This is a genomic window from Streptomyces sp. NPDC057694, assembly GCF_042799415.1.
In the GTDB taxonomy this organism is placed as follows: domain Bacteria; phylum Actinomycetota; class Actinomycetes; order Streptomycetales; family Streptomycetaceae; genus Streptomyces.
In genome coordinates this window covers 507899-524998 of sequence record NZ_JBHVIX010000002.1, presented here as the reverse complement: position 1 = coordinate 524998, position 17100 = coordinate 507899, and the positions used below count along the sequence as shown (strand labels likewise).

The window sequence follows — 17100 nt, the reverse complement described above, 5'->3', positions numbered from 1 at the left end:
ATGTGACGGATGCGTGGACCGGAACCCCGCGACAGGCTGAAGCCACCCACACTCCGGTGCGCCCGTCGGCACCCCGGAGACGGAGAAGAGGAGCTGACGTGACACCGGTCGAGCAGCAGCGCACGATCAAGAGCAGCAATCCGGTGCTCCGCCTGCCGCAGTTCACCCCGCGCGGTGGACAGAAGACGGCGGCCCGGGACCCGCGTGCCGGACGGGCGGTGACGCGGGACCGGATCAGGGCGGGCAAGGACGTCGAGCAGGCCCCCACGGACGAGCACGACGGGCACGACGCGCCGCCCCTCCTCGTGGGCGACCTGATGACGATGCGCGACGTCCTGCCGCGCGCGGCGGCGGCACTCGCCACGACGGTCCTCACGGCCGTACTGGCGTGGACGCTGCTGCCGCGCGTCACGCTCCCGATCGGCGTCCTCTACGCGATCGCCGCTGTGGCCGCGCTGCCCGCCGCGGTACTCGTCGTGATCCAGTGCCGCGGGAACCCGTCGTCGGCGTCCCTGACGCTGACGTTCGCCGCGTGCCAGGGCGGATTTCTCGGCGTGCTGTCCTGGACGGTCTCCAGCCATCTGTCACCGGGCATCCTCGTGCAGTTGGTGCTCGGGACGATGGCGACGTCCGCGGGCGCGCTGCTCGCCCGCGCCCTGGGCTGGATACGTGTGAACCGGCGGTTCTACGGCTTCCTGGGCGCCGCCCTGCTGGGCCTCGCCCTCCTCGCACTGGCCGACTGGCTGCTTCTCCCGCTCGCGGGGGCGGACGGCCTGGGACTGCGCCCCTTCGGGCTCGGCCTCTTCACCGGGCTCCTGGGCGTCGCCCTCGCCGCGTCGTTCCTCTCCCTGCACTTCAGACAGGTCGAGGACGGTGTCACCTTCGGCGCCTCCCGCGACCGCGCCTGGTCGGCCGCGTTCGGCCTCACCCTGACCCTGACCTGGCTCTACGTGGAGACGACGCGGCTCTTCACCCTCTATCCCCACGACGACCTCCACTGAGCATCAGAAGAAGGCCCGACTCCTCATGCACCACGACGCACCACCCCTGGACCCGCAGACTCCACCGCCCGCGCAGCGCCTCGGCGAGCTGACCGCCGCCCTCGCCGCGGACCTGGACCGCGGACGCTGGACACCGGGTCCGCTGGAGCGAATCCTCGTCTTCCGGCTGCTCGTCGCCACCGCAGGCGACGGCCAGCTCACGACGGACCGCCTGCGCGACACCCTGTGGGAGGGCAACCTCGCCCTGACGACCATCGGCGGCGGCCGACTGGCCCGGCTCCTCGCCGAGTTGCACGACACCGGCAATGTCTCGGCTCCGGAAGCCGACCCCGTACGCCGCGCCGCCACGGAACTGCTGGAGCGGGTGGTGGCACACGGCGTGTCCGAGGGGGATGCGTCATGCGTCGCCCTGTGACGAGGCGTCGCCGGTCCTGGAACGCGAGCACCGGCCGGCCCCTGCTGGCGCTGGTACCCGGCTCCGACGCCCACCGGACCGTAGAACTGTCCACGCTCACCGCCGAGTCGATGCCCGCCGACGTCAGAGGCGCGCTCGTCCGGCCTGCGGGCGGCACGCTCGTCGCGAACTGGCTGCCGTTCGGCCGGGCGGCAGCCGTTCCGGAAGGCCGCGTGCTGCTGTCCTGGACCTCGGTGGGCCCGGACCGGACGGACGTCACCGCCCATCTGGGCCGTGCGAACGGTGAGGTGCTGCTGGCCGTCTGGCCAGGACTGCACGGCGAATGGTCCAGCGTGGTCCGCCCCACGGTCGTCCAGGTGGCCGACCTGTGTGCCACCCCGCCACTTAAAAACCTCATCGGTGAGCGTTAGACCGATGGAAGTGCTACATTGAAGTGACAGTTAAGTTGATGACTGCACCGGAGGAGAGAAAGCGCATGATCACCTACGACCGGCTTTTCATCGGGGGCTCCTGGACCGAGCCGAGCAGCACGGAGCTGCTCGACATCACCTCGCCGCACGACAGGTCGGTGATCGGCCGCGCCGCCCAGGCGCAGCCGGCCGACGTCGACCGCGCGGTGGCCGCGGCGCGGGCATCGTTCGAGGCAGGTGTGTGGCGCCTGACCGCACCGGCGGAGCGGATCGCGCTCCTGCGGCGCTTCAACGCACTGCGTGAGGAGAACGCGGAGAAGGTCGCCGACCTGATCTCGCTGGAGAACGGTTCGGCGGGCTGGTTCACCCGGGCAGGCCAGCCCGGACTCACCCGGCAGGCGAACGCCTACCTGAAGGCGGCGGAGGAGTTCGGCTGGGAGGAGACCCTGGTCCCCTCCGACCCGGCCTCACCGGTCCGCAGCGTGGTGCGGCGCGAGGCCGTCGGCGTCGTCGCCGCCGTGATCCCGTGGAACTCGCCCTTCTCCTCGGCCACTTCGAAGATCATCCCGGCGCTCCTCGCGGGCAACTCGGTCGTGCTCAAGGTGTCCCCGGAGAACTCGCTGAGCATGGGATTCCTCGCCGAGCTGCTCGAACAGGTCGGTCTGCCCGACGGCGTACTCAGCGTGCTGCCCGCGGACCGTGAGACCAGCGAGTACCTGGTGTCGCACCCGGAGGTGGACAAGATCGCCTTCACCGGCTCCACGCGCGCCGGACGCCGCATCGCCTCCCTCGCGGGCGAGCAGCTCAAGCGCGTCAGCCTGGAGCTCGGCGGCAAGTCCGCCGCGATCATCCTGCCGGACGCCGACATCGAACGAGCCGTGTCGGGCCTGAAGTTCTCCTCCCTGCTCAACAACGGCGAGTCCTGCATCGCCCAGACCAGGATCCTCGCCCCGCGCAGCCGCTACGAAGAGGTGGTCACGGCGCTGAAGGAGCTGGTGGAGTCGCTGAAGGTCGGCGACCCGAGCGCCCCGGACACCTTCATCGGCCCGATGATCCGCCCCGACCAGCAGCAGCGGGTGCGCGAGTACATCCAGATCGGCATCGAGGAGGGGGCGCGGCTCGTGACCGGCGGCCCGCAGATTCCCGAGGGCCTGGAGAAGGGCAACTACGTCTCCCCGACCGTCTTCGCCGACGTCGACAACTCCATGCGGATCGCACAGGAGGAGGTCTTCGGCCCGGTCCTCGTGGTGATCGCCTACGAGGACGAGGACGACGCGGTCCGCATCGCCAACGACTCCGAGTACGGCCTGTCCGGCGGCGTCTGGTCCACCGACGAGGCACACGCGCTCGCGGTCGCCCGCCGGGTGCGCACCGGCACCGTCACGGTCAACGGCGCCTCCGTCGGCTTCGACGGCCCGTTCGGCGGCTTCAAGGCCAGCGGCATCGGCCGCGAGTACGGCGCGGTCGGTCTCGGCACCTACACCGAGTACCAGACCATCACCCTCTGACCCGGCTCCCGCACACATGTGTCCCCGGAGAATGACAGACAGGATACGAGAATGTCGTTGATCACCACCCCCTTCGGCAAGCGCGCCACGGCCTCCGAGGTGCTCGACGGAGTCGATCTGGGCGGCCGCCGCATGATCGTCACCGGTGGGGCCTCGGGGCTGGGCGTGGAGACCGTACGCGCCCTCGCCGGCGCCGGCGCCGAGGTGACCGTCGCCGTACGCGACCCTGCCGCCGCCGACGGGCTGGTCAAGGAGGTGCCGGGCGCCCGCGCCGCCGCCCTCGACCTGACCGATCCGGCGTCCGTCCGCGCCTTCTGCGCCGACTGGACCGGACCGCTGGACGCGCTCGTCGCCAACGCGGGCGTGATGATGCTCCCCACCCGGCAGGTGACCGCGCAGGGCTGGGAGGCGCAGCTCGCCACCAACTACCTCGGCCACTTCGCGCTCGCCGTCGGCCTGCGCGACGCCCTGCGGCAGGCGGGGACGTCCCGGGTCGTCGTCCTCAGCTCCGGAGCCCAGCTCCGCTGCGGATTCGACTTCGAGGACCCGCAGTTCGAGCACCGGCCCTACGATCCGTTCACCGCCTACGCGCAGTCCAAGACCGCCGACGTCCTCCTCGCGGTCGGGATCGCCCGGAAGTGGGCCGAGGACGGCATCACCGCGAACGCCTGCGCGCCGGGCTGGATCCACACCAACCTCACGCGCCACCTCGACCCGGCGACGATGCGGGCCTTCGGCGCCATGGACGACGACGGGAACCTGCTGACGCCCGACTACTACAAGACGCCCGCCGAGGGCGCGGCCACCACTGTGCTGCTGGCCGGCTCGCCGCTCCTCGACGGGGTGAGCGGACGCTACTTCGAGGACAACCAGGAGTCCGCGGTCGTCGACGGAGGCCCGGACGTGATGGAGGGCGTGGCCGCCTGGTCGGCCGACCCCGCGGCCGCCGACCGGCTCTGGGACCTCGCGTACCCCTTGGTGGCCTGAGCCGGGCCGCGCCCTTTCGGCGGGCCCGGCGTGCCGTCAGGCCGGAACCACGCGGTAACTCAAGGCCGCGAAGGGCAGGTTGCTCTGCGTCAGCGAACCGGACGCCCAGGCATGGGCGCCGCCGCAGCCGGCCTCCGGATACAGCGTCACCGACGCGGAACCGGACGCGATCTGGATCGACCTGACCGGCGCCGCGAGGGTGTGGCAGGTGCCGACGTCGCCCAGATCCACCGCGGTGACCTCCCCTGAGCCGGTGCCCTGCGAGTAGAGGTACGCGCCCTCCTGCAGCGGGGGCCAACCCGCGGCGGCCTGCGCGGATCCCGCCCCGAGACCGATCAGGGACACGGCCAGGGCAACGGCCGCGACCGCGCCGCGGAGTTTCGTCGTGGGGGTGAGCATGCTGTCCGCCTTTTCGTGTGAAGGGTGAGACGTGGGGGATTGCTGTTCGGGTGACTCTTGCACGTTCAATCAAGTGGCCGTGAGTCCAAAACAGGACACACATGTGACGGCCCGGTGCCTCCTTGACAGCAGCCTTCCATGCCAGCATTCTCGTAACCACTTCAACAGGTGATGGGTGGTGGGGTGTGTGCGTCCCGCACCCCACCCCCGCTCACCCCGAACGGAACGTGAGGAAGCGTCATGATCAGCAGGCGGAGACTGGGGCAGGCCGTGACGGCGGCGGCGGCGGGGGTCGGCGCTCTGGCGGGAGCGGGCCGGGCCACGGCGACGCCCCGCGCGGCGGCCGACCGCAGCGACAGCGGCCTGGGCCCGCTGCGCCGCACCCGCACGGACGTACTGGAGATCGCCTACCACGACGTCGGCCCGGCCCACGGCACCCCCGTGATCCTGCTGCACGGCTGGCCGTTCAGTCCGGCCGGCTCCTACGCGGAAGTGGCGCCCGCGCTCGCCCGCCGCGGATACCGCTGCTACATCCCCTACCTGCGTGGCCATGGTGAGACGCGGTTCCTGCACGCCGACACCGTCAGATCCGGTCAGCAGGCGGCGCTCGGCGCGGACCTGATCGACTTCATGGACGCTCTGCGCCTGCCCCGCGCGCTGTTCGCCGGATACGACTGGGGCGGGCGGGCCGCCGACGTCGCCGCGGCACTGTGGCCCGAGCGCTGCACCGGCCTCGTCTCCGTCAACGGATACCTGATCCAGAACATCGCCGTCGCGCAGGAGCCGCTGGCCCCCGCCATGGAGGAGGGCTACTGGTACTTCTTCTACTTCCTCACCGAGCGCGGCCGAAAGGGCCTCCAGCGCAACCGCGACGACCTCGCCCGTGTCGTCTGGCACCGCAACTCGCCGGACTGGCGGTTCACCGAGGCCGAGTTCGCGCAGACGGCCGAGCTGTGGACCAACACCGACTACGTCGACGTGGTCATCCACGGCTACCGCCACCGGCTGGCCGCCGCCCCCGGCGACCCCCGCTACGAGGCGCTGGAGCGCAGGCTCCTCGACCAGCCGAGGATCACCGTCCCGACCGTCACGCTGGACGGCCGGAACGACGGCGTCATCCCGCCCACCGACGGCAGCGGATACGCCGCGCACTTCACCGGCCCGTGGACGCACCACGTCGTCGAGGACGCCGGCCACAACCTCCCCCAGGAACAGCCCGCGGCCTTCGCCGACGCGATCGTCGAGGCCGACGCCATGGGCTGACCGGGACTGCTTCCGCGAGTGACGTCAGCGCGCGAACTTCTCGACGGCCGCCGCCGTCACGGGGGTGAAGAAGTTGACGAGGTTGCCGTCGGGGTCGCGGAACAGCAGCGACCGGTTGCCCCACGGCATCGTGGTGGGCCCGCCGACGAAGTCGGTGACGAACCCGCTCAGGTCCGCGTACACCCGGTCCACGTCGTCGACGAGGAACTCCGTGATCACACTGTGGTTGTCCGCCGGACGGGCCGAGCCGGGGGCGAACAGCGGGACCGTCCGGGTGCTCGCGATCGCGAGGGTGACGCCCGCCGTCCTGAGCTCGGCGAAGTCCTCGGTGGCCCACGTCGCCCGCGTGCCTGTGGCCCGCTCGTAGAAGTCGACGAGGCGCGGCACATCGCCGGTGATGATGCGGATCGAGACGAAGTCCATGGGGAGCTCCTTGGCTGTGCGAGTGGCTTGCACACCGCAGGCTAGGAGAGATACAGGACAGTTTCGGTCCGGTATGGACGTTAGAGTGCGACACATGTCCCGACCCGCCGGCCGCGTGCTCACCCTCCTGGAACTGCTGCAGTCGGGCGGCACCCGCACCGTGGCCGAACTGGCCGACCGGCTCGGCGTCGAAGGACGCACCGTCCGGCGGTACGTGGACCAGCTGATCGACCTGGACGTGCCCGTGGAATCGGTGCGCGGCCGGTACGGCGGCTACCGGCTCGGCCCCGGGTACCGGCTGCCGCCGCTCATGTTCAGCGACGACGAGGCGCTATCCGTGCTGCTCGGCCTGATCGCCGGCCGCCGCGCGGGCCTGACGACGGACACCACGGCGAGCGAGACCGCGACGGCGAAGATCCGGCGCGTGCTGCCCCCGCACATCGCCCGCCGCCTCGACACCCTCCTGGACGCCCTCGCCTTCACGGACCGGCCCGCTGCGGGCGACACCCCGGACGCCGGGATCCTGCTCACCCTCGCCGACGCGGTACGCCACCACCGGCCGGTCTCGATCCGCTACACCGACCGGGACGGACGGCGCACGGAACGCACGCTGCACGCGTACGGGGTCGTCGCCCACGCCGGCCGCTGGTACGTCACAGGCGCGGACGCCCGTCTCGGCGAGGACCGGACCTTCCGGCTCGACCGCATCGCGGACGCGCGGACCCTGCCCGGCTCGTTCGAGGCGCCCGCCGACTCCGATCCGGCCCAGCGGGTGATCTCGGGGTTCGCCACGGCCGCGTACCGGCACGAGGTGACCCTGCGCATCCACGGAACGGCCGAGCAGATCCGCGCTCAACTACCCGCGAGCGTCGCGCAGATCGAGGATGACGAACCCGTGGCGGGCGAACTTGGGGCGGCCCCGGCGACCGAGCGCTGGCTGCGCGTCGAACTGCGGGCGGAGCGGCTCGACTGGCTCCCATCCGTACTCGCCGCGCTCGACCGGCCGTTCGTCATCGAACGCCCCGACGAACTGCGCGACCTCGTCACGGCCCTCGCCGACCGCCTCGCCGCCTCCGCCCGCCGGACCTGACGGCGCGGGAGGCCACCGGCAGGGACGCGGTCTCAGAAGCGCAGCCCGTGCCCGACCGGGAACAGCGTCCGCGACGGATCGCCCGCCACCGGCACGGACACCGGCAGCCGCCCGCTCGGACCGTGCTCGCCGACGACGACGCCCACCGCCTGGTCGAGAGCCGTCGCGCCATTGCCGTACGTCGCCAGATACACGGGCGCGCCGGGGAAGCGATTGATGTCGTACGGGGTGCGCACCCCGATCACGACCACCGGGCTCGGCGTTGCCAACAGGGCGCGGACCAGCTCCACTTGTGCGGCGCCCTGGTCCTGGCCGCCGCCGACGGACAGTCCGCTGGTCGCCACGACCACCAGATCGACGGCGTCCGTGTGCCCGACGGCCTCCTCGATGACCGCCGCGTCGGGCGCGGCACCGGCGTCCAGGGCGGTGACCGTGTGTCCGCGCGTGCGGAACGACGCGGTGAGGCGGGACACGGCGGCGGCGTCGGCGCCGGTGACGAGGACCCTGCGCGCGCCGGTGGTGACCGGGAGGACACCGCCGTCGTTCTTGACGAGCGTCGTGCCGCGGGCGGTGATCGCGGCGACGTCCGAGCGGAACTCCGGTCGGCCGACGCCGCGTTCGGCCCGGGCTTCGTCGGCCGTGGCGGCGAACAGGCCGCGGCGGATCTTGTGGCTCAGGACGCGGATCACCGAGGCGTCGAGCCGGGACGCGGAGATCCGCCCGGACCGCACCGCGTCGAGCACCGCCGCGTACGCCCGCGGAAGGTCGGGGGACAGCACCAGCATGTCGACCCCCGCGGCCAGCGCGGTGACCGCGGCCCGGTCCGGGGGGAACTGCTCGCTCGCGCCCCGCATGTCGAGGGCGTCGGTGACGATGAGGCCCTCGAACCCCAGCTCCTCGCGGAGCAGGCCCGTGACGACGGCGTGCGACATGGTGGCCGGCACCCCGGTGGGGTCCAGCGCGGGCACACTGATGTGCGCCGTCATGATCAGGTCCACCCCCGCGTCGACGGCCGCGCGGAACGGCGGCAGGTCGATCGCGTCGAGCTGCGCCCGGCTGTGGGTGATGCGCGGCAGCCCCACATGACTGTCGGTGTCCGTGTCGCCGTGCCCGGGAAAGTGTTTCGCGGTGGCGGCGACACCGCCGCGGTGCAGCCCGTCGATCGCGGCGCGGACGAACTGCGAGACGGCCCGGGGAGAGGCGCCGAAGGAGCGCACCCCGATCACCGGGTTGGCCGGATTGACGTTCACGTCCGCCACCGGAGCGTGGTCCGCGGTGATCCCGCACGCGTCCAGTTCGGCGCCGGTGATCTCGTACGAGCGGCGGGCGTCCGCCGTCGACCAGGTGGCGCCCAGCGCCATGTTGCCCGGCTGCTCGGTGGCCGGTGGGGTGGGCAGCCGGGAGACCGCGCCGCCCTCCTGGTCCACCGAGATGATCAGCGGGAGGCCCGACGTGTCCCGCGACACCCGCTGCAGACTGCCGGAGAGCCGCGCGATCTGACCCGGCGCACCGAGGTTGTCGTCGCCGCGCTCGGAGAAGTAGATGACACCGCCCGGTGCGAACCTGCGGACGACCTCGGCGGGGGTGTCCACCCCGTAGCGCCGACGGTTGAGAGCGGCGGCGGCCTCGCTCACGCGGAACGCGTCCCGGCCCGCCACCTCGATCATGAAGAGCTGGCCGACCTTCTCCTCCGGCGTCATCCGGGCGGCCAGCGCGCGGGCCGCTTCGCGGGCGGAGCGGGAGGCGGCCGAGGCCGGGCCGCCCGCCGCGCCCCACATCAGGGCCGTACCGGCCAGAGCGGCCAGTGCCTGCCTGCGGGAGGTGGTCCAAGGGGGTGAGGGATGTGTCGCGATGGGACTGCTCCTTCGGCCGTTTTGCCCGCACCCTACTGACGCGGGCCACCGCCGGGCCGGTCCGCCGCGCGGTCATACGTGTCATAGGTCGCGCGGCCCCACACCCCCGAGGTGTGGCCGGATCTCAGGAGCGGGACAGGACGAGCCAGCCGGGGAGCAGGGCGGCCGCGGCCGAGACGAACAGGCTGCGGTCCCTCGGCGCGGGCAGGGACATCCACGCCTCGACCAGACCGGCCTCACCGTGCGCGAGGAAGCGGCTCGCGGCCTCCGTGCGCCACACGAGCGAACCCGCGCCGTCGGGCACCGCGCCCCGGTCGTGGTCCAGGAGCGTGCGCACCGACGCGGTGAAGTGATCGACCAGCAGATAGTGGAGCACCGTGCTGTGCCGGTCTGTCAGGCCGACGGTGTACACGGCGTCGTAGCGCTCCAGGTGATCCACCAGGGCTGCGGACGCGTGCTCCCAGATCTCCCGCGGCGACAGCCCCGAAGCGCCCGCCTCGGCGAGCCACTCGACACGGACCCGGTCCAGGTCCTCGTAGAGCAACTGCTTCAGGACCTCCGCCGGACTGCTCGCGTGCTTGTAGAAGGTGGTGCGGTTGATCCGGGCCGCGCGGACCAGGTCCGCGACCGCGATGTCCTCGACGGGCTGCGTCGAGGCGAGCTCCAGAACGGCCTCGCGCAGCCGGGTGCGTGTGCGCCGCACCCGCACGTCGGTCGACGCCCCGGCGCCGTCGGGCGCGGGTGTCGAGGAGCCGTGGGGGAGCGCGGGGTCAGGAGTGGGCGGCACCGATGCAGCATAGCGCCGTAAGCCGTCCACGTGCGGTAATCGACAGCTGTCTCTTTTCTTTTCGAGGTTTTGGAGGCACACTCGAAATATGGCGAAGCCGCCCCGAACCACCGGGCGAGGCATGCCATGACCGCGCCCCGGCCGACCCTCTTCGAGCCCACCGGCCCCCGCGCGGCCCGCTCCTCGGGACGCCGCATCCGGCCGTCCCGGCGGTTCGAACAGGAAAGAAGCTGGATCATGAAGGCGTCTGTCACCAAGGCTCTGGGCAAGGGATTCGTCGTCGAGGAGGTCGACCTCGCCGACCCGATCGGACGTGAGGTCCGCGTCCAGGTCCAGGCCTCCGGGCTGTGCCACTCCGACCTGAGCGTCGCCACGTTCATCGGCGGAGAGTTCCCGGTCGTGCTCGGGCACGAAGTAGCCGGCATCGTCACCGAGGTCGGCCCGCAGGTCACCCAGGTCAAGGTGGGCGACCACGTCGTGGGCAGCCTGATCCAGTACTGCGGCGCCTGCACCAACTGCCTGAGCGGGCACACCCACCTGTGCCTGCACCCCGAGGCCACCCTGCGCACCCCGGAGCAGGCCCCCCGCCTTTCCTGGAACGGCGCGCCCGTCGCCCAGGGCATGGGCCTCGGCGGCTTCGCCCAGGAAGCCCTCATCCACGAGAACCAGCTCGCCGTCGTCCCGGACGAGATGCCCTGGGCGCCCGCCGCGCTCATCGGCTGCGGCGTGCTGACCGGCGCGGGCGCCGTACTCAACAGCGCGGACGTCCGGCACGGCCAGAGCGTCGTCATCATGGGCGCCGGCGGTGTCGGTCTGAACGCCATCAGCGGCGCCCGGATCGCCGGCGCCGAGACGATCGTGGTCACCGACGTCGAGGACGGCAAGCTGGAGCGGGCCAAGGCCTTCGGCGCCACGCACGTCGTGAACTCCCGTACCGGCGACCCGGTCGAGGCCGTCCGCGACATCACCGGCGCCGGCGCCGACCATGTCTTCGACTTCGTCGGGATCCGGCCGGTCACGGCGCAGGGCATGCAGATGCTGGGCAAGGGCGGCGGCCTCTATCTCATCGGCGTCGGCACCAACGACGCGGGCATCGACGTCAGCGCCCTCACCGCACTGAGCAACTCGCAGAAGGTGCAGGGCGTCTACATGGGCTCGTCCAACCTCAAGCGGGACATCCCGTTCTACGCCTCGATGTACCTCCAGGGCCGGATGAACCTGGACGGCCTCGTGTCCAAGGAGATCGGCCTGGCGGACATCGAAGCGGGCTACGAGTCCCTGAAGGACGGGCAGACGGCGCGCGTCGTCATCACCGACTTCTCCTGACGGGAAGCGGGTGTGCCGGTCGTCCGACGCGTGTCACGGACGGCCGGCACACCTGTGCGTACGCGCGTCAGGGCCTCGGCCCGTTGTCCAGCCCGGGCCGGTGCGTCCCGCCCTGGGCCACGACCGTCGCCGCACTTTCGCCGGTCGGCAGGTGGCGCCGGTAGGCCAGCAGCACCGACGCCGCGCACAGCAGTGCCAGCACGACCAGGGCGAGCAGCAGGGGCGTCGTGCCGAACAGCGAGGTGACGGCGGCCAGCACGATCGGGGTGAGGAAGCCCGCGTAGGCGAGGGTGTAGAAGACGCCGGTGAGTCCGGCGAGATCTCGCGGTCCCGCGATGCGCTGCACCTCCAGCAGACCGCTGACCAGTCCCGTACCGATGGCGCACCCGAGGACGAGGGCGGCGGCCAGGCCCAGCCAGAGCGACTGCCAGTACTGGGCGCCGGTCATCACGAGCAGTCCGGCCGCGGTCAGGAAGAGGAATACGACGAGGCCGCGCGCGGACGAGGGGGAGTCGATCCGCTTCGCCCACGGCTGGATCAGGGCCGCCACCCCCAGCGTCAGGCCGGTGAGCGCGGTGGCGTAGGCCAGGCCCCAGGAGCCGGTGGAGCCGGAGAGCAGGACGGGCAGATACCCGTAGGCGAGGGCCGCCGACGCGAACAGCCACGGGGCCGCGACCGCGACGACCCGCAGGAACCTTTTGTGTCCGGCGGCCGGCACCCGCAACTGCCGGCGCAGCGGCCCGCCGAGGTCGCCCGGGCTGGTCTCCGGCACGCGGCGCACCAGCCACACGAACGGCGCGGCGACCACGATCTGGAGCAGGAACGGCAGCACCTCGGGGCGCGGGCCCCACTGTGCGAGCGCGCCCGCCACGAGGGCGCCGAGACCGGAGCCGAGGGTGAACGCCGTCGACGCGCGGCGGGCCCCCGAGCCGGTGTCCGCGGCCGGGTCGTGCGGCGCCTGGGAGAGTTCCTTGAGCCAGCTGTTGCCCACCGCCATCGCGATCCCCACCGTCACTCCGGACAGCAGGCGCCCGGCGAACAGCGGGGCGACGCCGAGGGGGCCGAGCGCGAGCACGGCGCCCGCGGCCAGGGCCGTCAGCGTGCCGACCGTCATGACCGGACGCCGCCCGTACCGGTCGGACAGGGCTCCGGCCAGCAACAGCGCGGGGGCCAGACCGCCCACGTAGACACCGAGCAGCAGGTTCACCAGCAGCGTCGAGTAGTGCTCCTCGTGCTTGTACAACAACAGCAGCGGGCTGAACTGATTGCCGCACCAGCTCATGACGAAGACCGCGCCGAACACGACGCGCCACGGCGGAACGGTACGGGTGTCACCGCGCCGGCGCCGGACGGCGGACGGGCGCGTGGTCACGGTGCTCACAGCGCCCCCTGATGCCGCGCCACGTGATCAGCCAGGACGGTGGCGTATCCCGCCGCGTCCCCCGCGGACAGCCGGCCGAGCAGTTCCCGGTGGTCGTCGATCACCGCCGGGAGGTGCTGCGGATGCATCGTCAGCAGTTGGTGGCGCAGGCGCTGCTGCCGGTCGCGCAGCAGCGTGAAGAAGTGCGCGGCGATCGCATTGCCGGAGGCGTTCACCACCGCGGAGTGGAAGGTCTCGTCCGTCGCGACGAACGCCTCCAGGTCCGCCACGGCCAGCTGGACCCGCTGCTGATCAACGCAGTGCGTCAGGGTCCGGACCAGGTCGGCGGACGGGCCGCCCTCCGCCACGACGCGGCGGGCCGCCTCCCCTTCGAGGACCTGCCGCATCTCCAGCACGTCCTGCGCCTCACGCGGCGCGACGGGGGTGACCACGGCGCCCCTGCGGCCCGCGAGGTCGAGCAGCCGCTCACCGCTCAGCCGGAGGAAGGCCTCGTGCGCGGGTGTCCGGCTGATGCCGAGATCTTCACTGATCTCGCTCTCGGTGACCAGCCGGCCGCCCGGCAGCCGGCCGGTGATGATCGCCTGTTTCACGTACTGGTACGCGGTCTCCGCGGCGGAGCGCGATCCCGAAATAGATGGCATAGCCACGTATCTTTCCATGCATGCATTGATGCATGCAACGCGCCCCGGCCCGGGCCGGAGCGCCGCACCCCGCGGTGGGCTGCCGGGCCGCGCGTGGACATCTCCCGCGTCGTGGTGGTTGCATGACCCGGAGAAACCGAAGGTCAGAGGAGGGACGGCGGGTGACGCCGGGCCTCTCTCGCGCCGTCATCGTGTGCGTCGTCGTGGGAGGCAGTCCGTTGAGCGAGGGGGAGCGCGTGTCCGCGGTGCGCCCGGCATCGTTGGTGGGGCGCACCGAGGACCTGTCGTTCATCCGGTCGTTCTTCAACGACCACGTGGTCCGGGGCGCCGCACTGCTGCTGACCGGCGAAGCCGGTGTGGGCAAGACGGCGCTGCTCGACGCCCTCGCCGACGACGCCGCCCGGCGGGAGGTCCGCGTGCTGCGGGCCAGGGGTGTGCAGTTCGAGGCGGACATCAGCTATGCCGGGCTCAATCAGCTCCTCCTGCCGCTCTTCGGCGAGTTCGACATCCTGGACGACGGTCACCGTGACGCCCTGCGGGTCGCCGTCGGCATCGGCAGCGGGCCGACCCCCGACCGGCTGCTGACCTCCACGGCCGCCCTCCTTCTGCTGCGCGTGATCTCGGTGGAGACGCCGTTGCTCGTCGTCGTCGACGACCTGCCCTGGCTGGACCGGGCGACCACCGCCGTGCTCGGATTCATCGCCCGCCGCCTGGTCGGCAGCAGGGTCAGTCTGGTCGCGGCCTGCCGCACCGGCTCCGACACCTTCTTCGAGTCCAGCGGTCTGACCGAGTACCGGCTGCCGCCACTGGACGACGCCTCGTCGGCCGAACTGCTCGCCTCGGCACACCCGGACGTCGCCCCGGCCGTACGGCGGCGCATCGTGGCGGAGGCGCACGGCAACCCCCTCGCCCTGGTCGAACTGCCCACCGCGCTGAGCAGGGAACAGCGCACGGTGCTCACCGCGCTCCCCGCGGTGCTGCCGCTGAGCGAACGCCTCCAGACGATGTTCGCCTCACGCGTGGCCGGACTGCCCGCCCCGACCCGGGAGCTGCTGCTCCTCGCGGCGCTCGACGGCACCGGCGACCTCGCCCCCGTAGCGGCCGCCGCCACCGGACGCGCCGTCATCGACGAGCTGGCGCCCGCGGAGGCCGACCGGCTCATCGAGGTGTCGGCCGGTGACCGCCGGCTCTCCTTCCGGCACCCGCTGATCGGCGCCGCCGTCGTCGCCCACGTCACCTCCACGGCCGAGCGGCGCCGCGCGCACCGGGCACTGGCGGACGCGCTCGTCGACCAGCCGGAACGGCGCGCGTGGCACCTCGGCGAGGCCGCCGCCGCCCCCGACGAGAAGGTCGCCGCCCTCCTGGAGCAGGCCGCCCATCTGCGGACCCGGCGCGGCGACGCCCTCGGCGCGGTGATGGCCCTCACCCGCGCCGCCGGACTGAGCCCCGCCCCCGCCGACAAGAGCCGGCGCCTCGCCGAGGCCGCCTACATCGGCACCGATGCCGGCGGCGAACTCGTCGACGCCTCACGGCTCCTCGCCGGCGCCCGGGCGGCCGACCCCACCGCCCCCGACTCGCTGCACGCGGCAGCGGCCTCCGCGTTCCTGCTGATCAACGAGGACGGCGACATCGACACCGCGCACCGGCTCCTCGTCGGCGCGATCGAGAACGGCGACCACGGCTACGACGCGGGCGACGACGCTCTCGTCGACGCCCTGCACAGCCTCGTCCTGCTCTGCTCCTACGGCGGCGACCCCGCGCTGTGGGACCCGGTGTTCGCGGCGCTGGAACGGCTGACCCCCGAGCCCCCCGACCTCCTGTGGGCGGTCGCCCAGACCTTCGCCGACCCCGCCCGCACGGGCCCCGGGGGACTGGCACGTCTCGACGCCCTGCTCGCCCGGGTGGGCGACGACCCCACACAGGTGGTGCGCATCGGCACCGCCGCCCTCTACCCGGACCGGCTGGCCCAGGTACGGGGGCCGTCGCTGCGCCTCGTCGAACACGGCCGTACCGGCACCGCGCCGGTGCGCCGACAGCTCGGCGCGATCATGCAGGTGAGCCTGGACCACTACCACTCGGGCCGTTGGGACGACGCCTCACGGCTGGCCGGAGAGGGACTCGCCCTGTGCGAGGAGCACGGCTACCGCTTCTTCGCCTGGGAGCTGCAATACGTCCAGGCGGTGGTCGCCGCGGCCCAGGGGAAACCGGCGACGAGCGACGCCCTCGTCGCGGACATCGTGCGCTGGGCCGTACCGCGCGGCGCCCATGGAGCCCGGCTCCTCGCGAGCCACGCCAAGGCCCTGGGCGCCCTCGGCGGCGGCGACTTCGAGGCCGCGTACCGGCACACGTGTGCGGTGAGTCCGCCCGGTGTCCTGGCCCCGTACGTCCCGCACGCCATGTGGACCGCCCTGGACCTGGTGGAGGCCGCCGTGCGCACCGGCAGGACGGACGAGGCCGCCGCGCACGCGACGGCGATGCGCCGGTCCGCGATGCCCGAACTCTCCGCCCGCCTGCGCATGCTGGTGCTCGCCGCGGAGGCGCTCACCACGCCCGGCGAGCGGGCCGCCGAGCTGTTCGAGGAGGCGCTGGCCTGCGTCGACGCCGACAAGTGGCCCTTCGACACCGCCCGGGTGCGGCTCTTGCGGGGCGAGTATCTGCGGCGCAGGCGCGCGACGAAGGAAGCCCGCGGACAACTTCTCGCCGCACTCGAGTCGTTCGAGGCGCTGGGGGCCGGCCCGTGGGCGAAGCGCGCAGCGGCCGAGCTGCGCGCGACCGGCTACGCCGGACCGGCGGTGGCCCGCGCCCGGTCGGCCGCACTGACCGCCCAGGAACTGAAGATCGCCGAACTCGCGGCCCAAGGACTGACGAACAAGCAGATCGCCGAGCGGCTGTTCCTGTCCCACCGGACCATCGGCGCACACCTCTACCAGATCTATCCCAAGCTCGGCGTCAGCACCCGTACAGCGCTGCGGGACGCTCTGGACTCCCTCACGCAAGAGGTCGGTGACTGATCCGTGAGCGAGCGCGAGAGCAGCAGGGCACCAGGGCATGAAAGCGAGAAGGGGCATCGGATGCGCGAACCACTGGACAGCCACCCGGACATCAACTGGCCGGCCGGTTTCTCGCCCGACGACGCCCATGTCTTCTTCGGGCGGGAAGCAACGGTACCGATCCCGCCCGACCGGGCCTTCGCCCTGCTCACGGACGTGTCCAGCTGGCCGGAGTGGTCCCCGGGTGTGACCGGGGTGGGCATCGACGCACTGGCCCAGGTGTTCACGGTGCAGTGGTACGGGCACCGGTTCGAGGTGTTCGTGGGGGAGAACAGTCCGCCGCACCGCGTCGGCTGGCTGGGCATCGGCGCCGGAGTGCAGCTGTACCAGGCGTGGCTGATCACCCCCGCCGAGGGCGGCACCCACATCCTGACCGAGAACGTCGTGCGCAGCGGTGCGCCGAAGGCGCTGGACACGCTGTCGGCGCTGTGGAAGGAACGGCTCGACACCCTTTGGCAGGCCCAGTACGACAGGATGTCGGACACCCTGACCTTCTGACGTCCTGAAGCCGTGAGATGGCCGTGGCCGACCCGGATCGCCCGGGCCGGCCACGGCCACCTCATGAG

At 72.3% G+C, this 17100-nt stretch carries 16 protein-coding genes; 10 read left to right on the top strand and 6 right to left on the bottom strand.

Annotation, left to right across the window (positions count from 1 at the left end; genetic code table 11):
• Positions 1-98 precede the first annotated feature (98 nt).
• The 5 genes from ACFVDP_RS09355 to ACFVDP_RS09335 all read left to right on the top strand — a co-directional run bounded on the left by ACFVDP_RS09355 (position 99) and on the right by ACFVDP_RS09335 (position 4321).
• Positions 99-1001 carry a Bax inhibitor-1/YccA family protein gene (locus tag ACFVDP_RS09355; protein WP_383485796.1) on the top strand — a complete coding sequence of 301 codons (903 nt, stop codon included), beginning with the start codon at positions 99-101 and terminating at the stop codon, positions 999-1001.
• 25 nt (positions 1002-1026) lie between these two features.
• Positions 1027-1416, top strand: coding sequence for a hypothetical protein (locus ACFVDP_RS09350; RefSeq protein WP_383485793.1), 390 nt, complete (start codon positions 1027-1029; stop codon positions 1414-1416).
• Positions 1401-1826 (top strand): hypothetical protein, encoded by a 426-nt coding sequence (locus tag ACFVDP_RS09345; protein ID WP_383485790.1) that lies wholly within the window; start codon positions 1401-1403, stop codon positions 1824-1826. The genes ACFVDP_RS09350 and ACFVDP_RS09345 overlap by 16 nt, the downstream gene beginning before the upstream one ends.
• A gap of 65 nt (positions 1827-1891) precedes the next feature.
• Positions 1892-3334, top strand: coding sequence for an aldehyde dehydrogenase (locus ACFVDP_RS09340; RefSeq protein WP_383485788.1), 1443 nt, complete (start codon positions 1892-1894; stop codon positions 3332-3334).
• Positions 3335-3385: 51 nt separating this feature from the next.
• Positions 3386-4321, top strand: a complete 936-nt coding sequence (locus ACFVDP_RS09335; RefSeq protein WP_383485786.1) for an SDR family NAD(P)-dependent oxidoreductase — start codon at positions 3386-3388, stop codon at positions 4319-4321.
• A 36-nt stretch (positions 4322-4357) separates the two neighbouring features.
• Here ACFVDP_RS09335 and ACFVDP_RS09330 read toward each other — a convergent pair whose 3' ends face one another.
• A complete protein-coding gene (locus ACFVDP_RS09330; protein WP_383485784.1) occupies positions 4358-4720 on the bottom strand; it encodes a hypothetical protein in 363 nt (120 codons plus the stop codon).
• A gap of 240 nt (positions 4721-4960) precedes the next feature.
• On the opposite strand from ACFVDP_RS09330, the gene ACFVDP_RS09325 reads away from it, so the two are divergent.
• Positions 4961-5983: an alpha/beta fold hydrolase gene (locus ACFVDP_RS09325; protein WP_383485782.1), complete on the top strand. Its 1023-nt coding sequence runs from the start codon at positions 4961-4963 to the stop codon at positions 5981-5983.
• A gap of 24 nt (positions 5984-6007) precedes the next feature.
• Here ACFVDP_RS09325 and ACFVDP_RS09320 read toward each other — a convergent pair whose 3' ends face one another.
• Entirely contained in the window at positions 6008-6406 is a 399-nt protein-coding gene (locus tag ACFVDP_RS09320; protein ID WP_383485780.1) for a VOC family protein, read from the bottom strand.
• Between the two features lie 94 nt (positions 6407-6500).
• Between ACFVDP_RS09320 and ACFVDP_RS09315 the strand changes: the two genes are divergently transcribed.
• Complete coding sequence (locus ACFVDP_RS09315) at positions 6501-7496, top strand: helix-turn-helix transcriptional regulator (RefSeq protein WP_383485777.1); 996 nt, start codon at positions 6501-6503, stop codon at positions 7494-7496.
• A 32-nt stretch (positions 7497-7528) separates the two neighbouring features.
• Here ACFVDP_RS09315 and ACFVDP_RS09310 read toward each other — a convergent pair whose 3' ends face one another.
• A complete protein-coding gene (locus tag ACFVDP_RS09310) occupies positions 7529-9274 on the bottom strand; it encodes a glycoside hydrolase family 3 protein (RefSeq protein ID WP_383485775.1) in 1746 nt (581 codons plus the stop codon).
• A 199-nt stretch (positions 9275-9473) separates the two neighbouring features.
• Positions 9474-10136: a TetR/AcrR family transcriptional regulator gene (locus tag ACFVDP_RS09305; RefSeq protein ID WP_383485772.1), complete on the bottom strand. Its 663-nt coding sequence runs from the start codon at positions 10134-10136 to the stop codon at positions 9474-9476.
• Between the two features lie 237 nt (positions 10137-10373).
• On the opposite strand from ACFVDP_RS09305, the gene ACFVDP_RS09300 reads away from it, so the two are divergent.
• Positions 10374-11462 carry a zinc-binding dehydrogenase gene (locus ACFVDP_RS09300; RefSeq protein WP_383485769.1) on the top strand — a complete coding sequence of 363 codons (1089 nt, stop codon included), beginning with the start codon at positions 10374-10376 and terminating at the stop codon, positions 11460-11462.
• Positions 11463-11529: 67 nt separating this feature from the next.
• On the opposite strand, the gene ACFVDP_RS09295 is transcribed toward ACFVDP_RS09300, so the two are convergent.
• Positions 11530-12843 carry an MFS transporter gene (locus tag ACFVDP_RS09295; protein ID WP_383485766.1) on the bottom strand — a complete coding sequence of 438 codons (1314 nt, stop codon included), beginning with the start codon at positions 12841-12843 and terminating at the stop codon, positions 11530-11532.
• Positions 12840-13484 carry a GntR family transcriptional regulator gene (locus ACFVDP_RS09290; RefSeq protein ID WP_383485763.1) on the bottom strand — a complete coding sequence of 215 codons (645 nt, stop codon included), beginning with the start codon at positions 13482-13484 and terminating at the stop codon, positions 12840-12842. Before ACFVDP_RS09290 ends, ACFVDP_RS09295 begins: the two co-directional genes overlap by 4 nt.
• Before the next feature lie 236 nt (positions 13485-13720).
• On the opposite strand from ACFVDP_RS09290, the gene ACFVDP_RS09285 reads away from it, so the two are divergent.
• Both ACFVDP_RS09285 and ACFVDP_RS09280 read left to right on the top strand, forming a co-directional pair.
• On the top strand, positions 13721-16495 hold the full coding sequence (locus ACFVDP_RS09285; protein ID WP_383485760.1) for an ATP-binding protein: 2775 nt from the start codon (positions 13721-13723) through the stop codon (positions 16493-16495).
• Positions 16496-16555: 60 nt separating this feature from the next.
• Positions 16556-17032, top strand: a complete 477-nt coding sequence (locus ACFVDP_RS09280; RefSeq protein WP_383485757.1) for an SRPBCC family protein — start codon at positions 16556-16558, stop codon at positions 17030-17032.
• Positions 17033-17100 lie beyond the last annotated feature (68 nt).

Excerpts from the sequence above, each read along its gene's own strand:
- ACFVDP_RS09350 (WP_383485793.1), top strand. The coding sequence starts at position 1,027 with ATGCACCACGACGCACCACCCCTGGACCCGCAGACTCCACCGCCCGCG.
- ACFVDP_RS09345 (WP_383485790.1), top strand. The coding sequence starts at position 1,401 with ATGCGTCGCCCTGTGACGAGGCGTCGCCGGTCCTGGAACGCGAGCACC.
- ACFVDP_RS09340 (WP_383485788.1), top strand. The coding sequence starts at position 1,892 with ATGATCACCTACGACCGGCTTTTCATCGGGGGCTCCTGGACCGAGCCG.
- ACFVDP_RS09335 (WP_383485786.1), top strand. The coding sequence starts at position 3,386 with ATGTCGTTGATCACCACCCCCTTCGGCAAGCGCGCCACGGCCTCCGAG.
- ACFVDP_RS09330 (WP_383485784.1), bottom strand. The coding sequence starts at position 4,720 with ATGCTCACCCCCACGACGAAACTCCGCGGCGCGGTCGCGGCCGTTGCC.
- ACFVDP_RS09325 (WP_383485782.1), top strand. The coding sequence starts at position 4,961 with ATGATCAGCAGGCGGAGACTGGGGCAGGCCGTGACGGCGGCGGCGGCG.
- ACFVDP_RS09320 (WP_383485780.1), bottom strand. The coding sequence starts at position 6,406 with ATGGACTTCGTCTCGATCCGCATCATCACCGGCGATGTGCCGCGCCTC.
- ACFVDP_RS09315 (WP_383485777.1), top strand. The coding sequence starts at position 6,501 with ATGTCCCGACCCGCCGGCCGCGTGCTCACCCTCCTGGAACTGCTGCAG.
- ACFVDP_RS09310 (WP_383485775.1), bottom strand. The coding sequence starts at position 9,274 with ATGTGGGGCGCGGCGGGCGGCCCGGCCTCGGCCGCCTCCCGCTCCGCC.
- ACFVDP_RS09300 (WP_383485769.1), top strand. The coding sequence starts at position 10,374 with ATGAAGGCGTCTGTCACCAAGGCTCTGGGCAAGGGATTCGTCGTCGAG.
- ACFVDP_RS09290 (WP_383485763.1), bottom strand. The coding sequence starts at position 13,484 with ATGCCATCTATTTCGGGATCGCGCTCCGCCGCGGAGACCGCGTACCAG.
- ACFVDP_RS09280 (WP_383485757.1), top strand. The coding sequence starts at position 16,556 with ATGCGCGAACCACTGGACAGCCACCCGGACATCAACTGGCCGGCCGGT.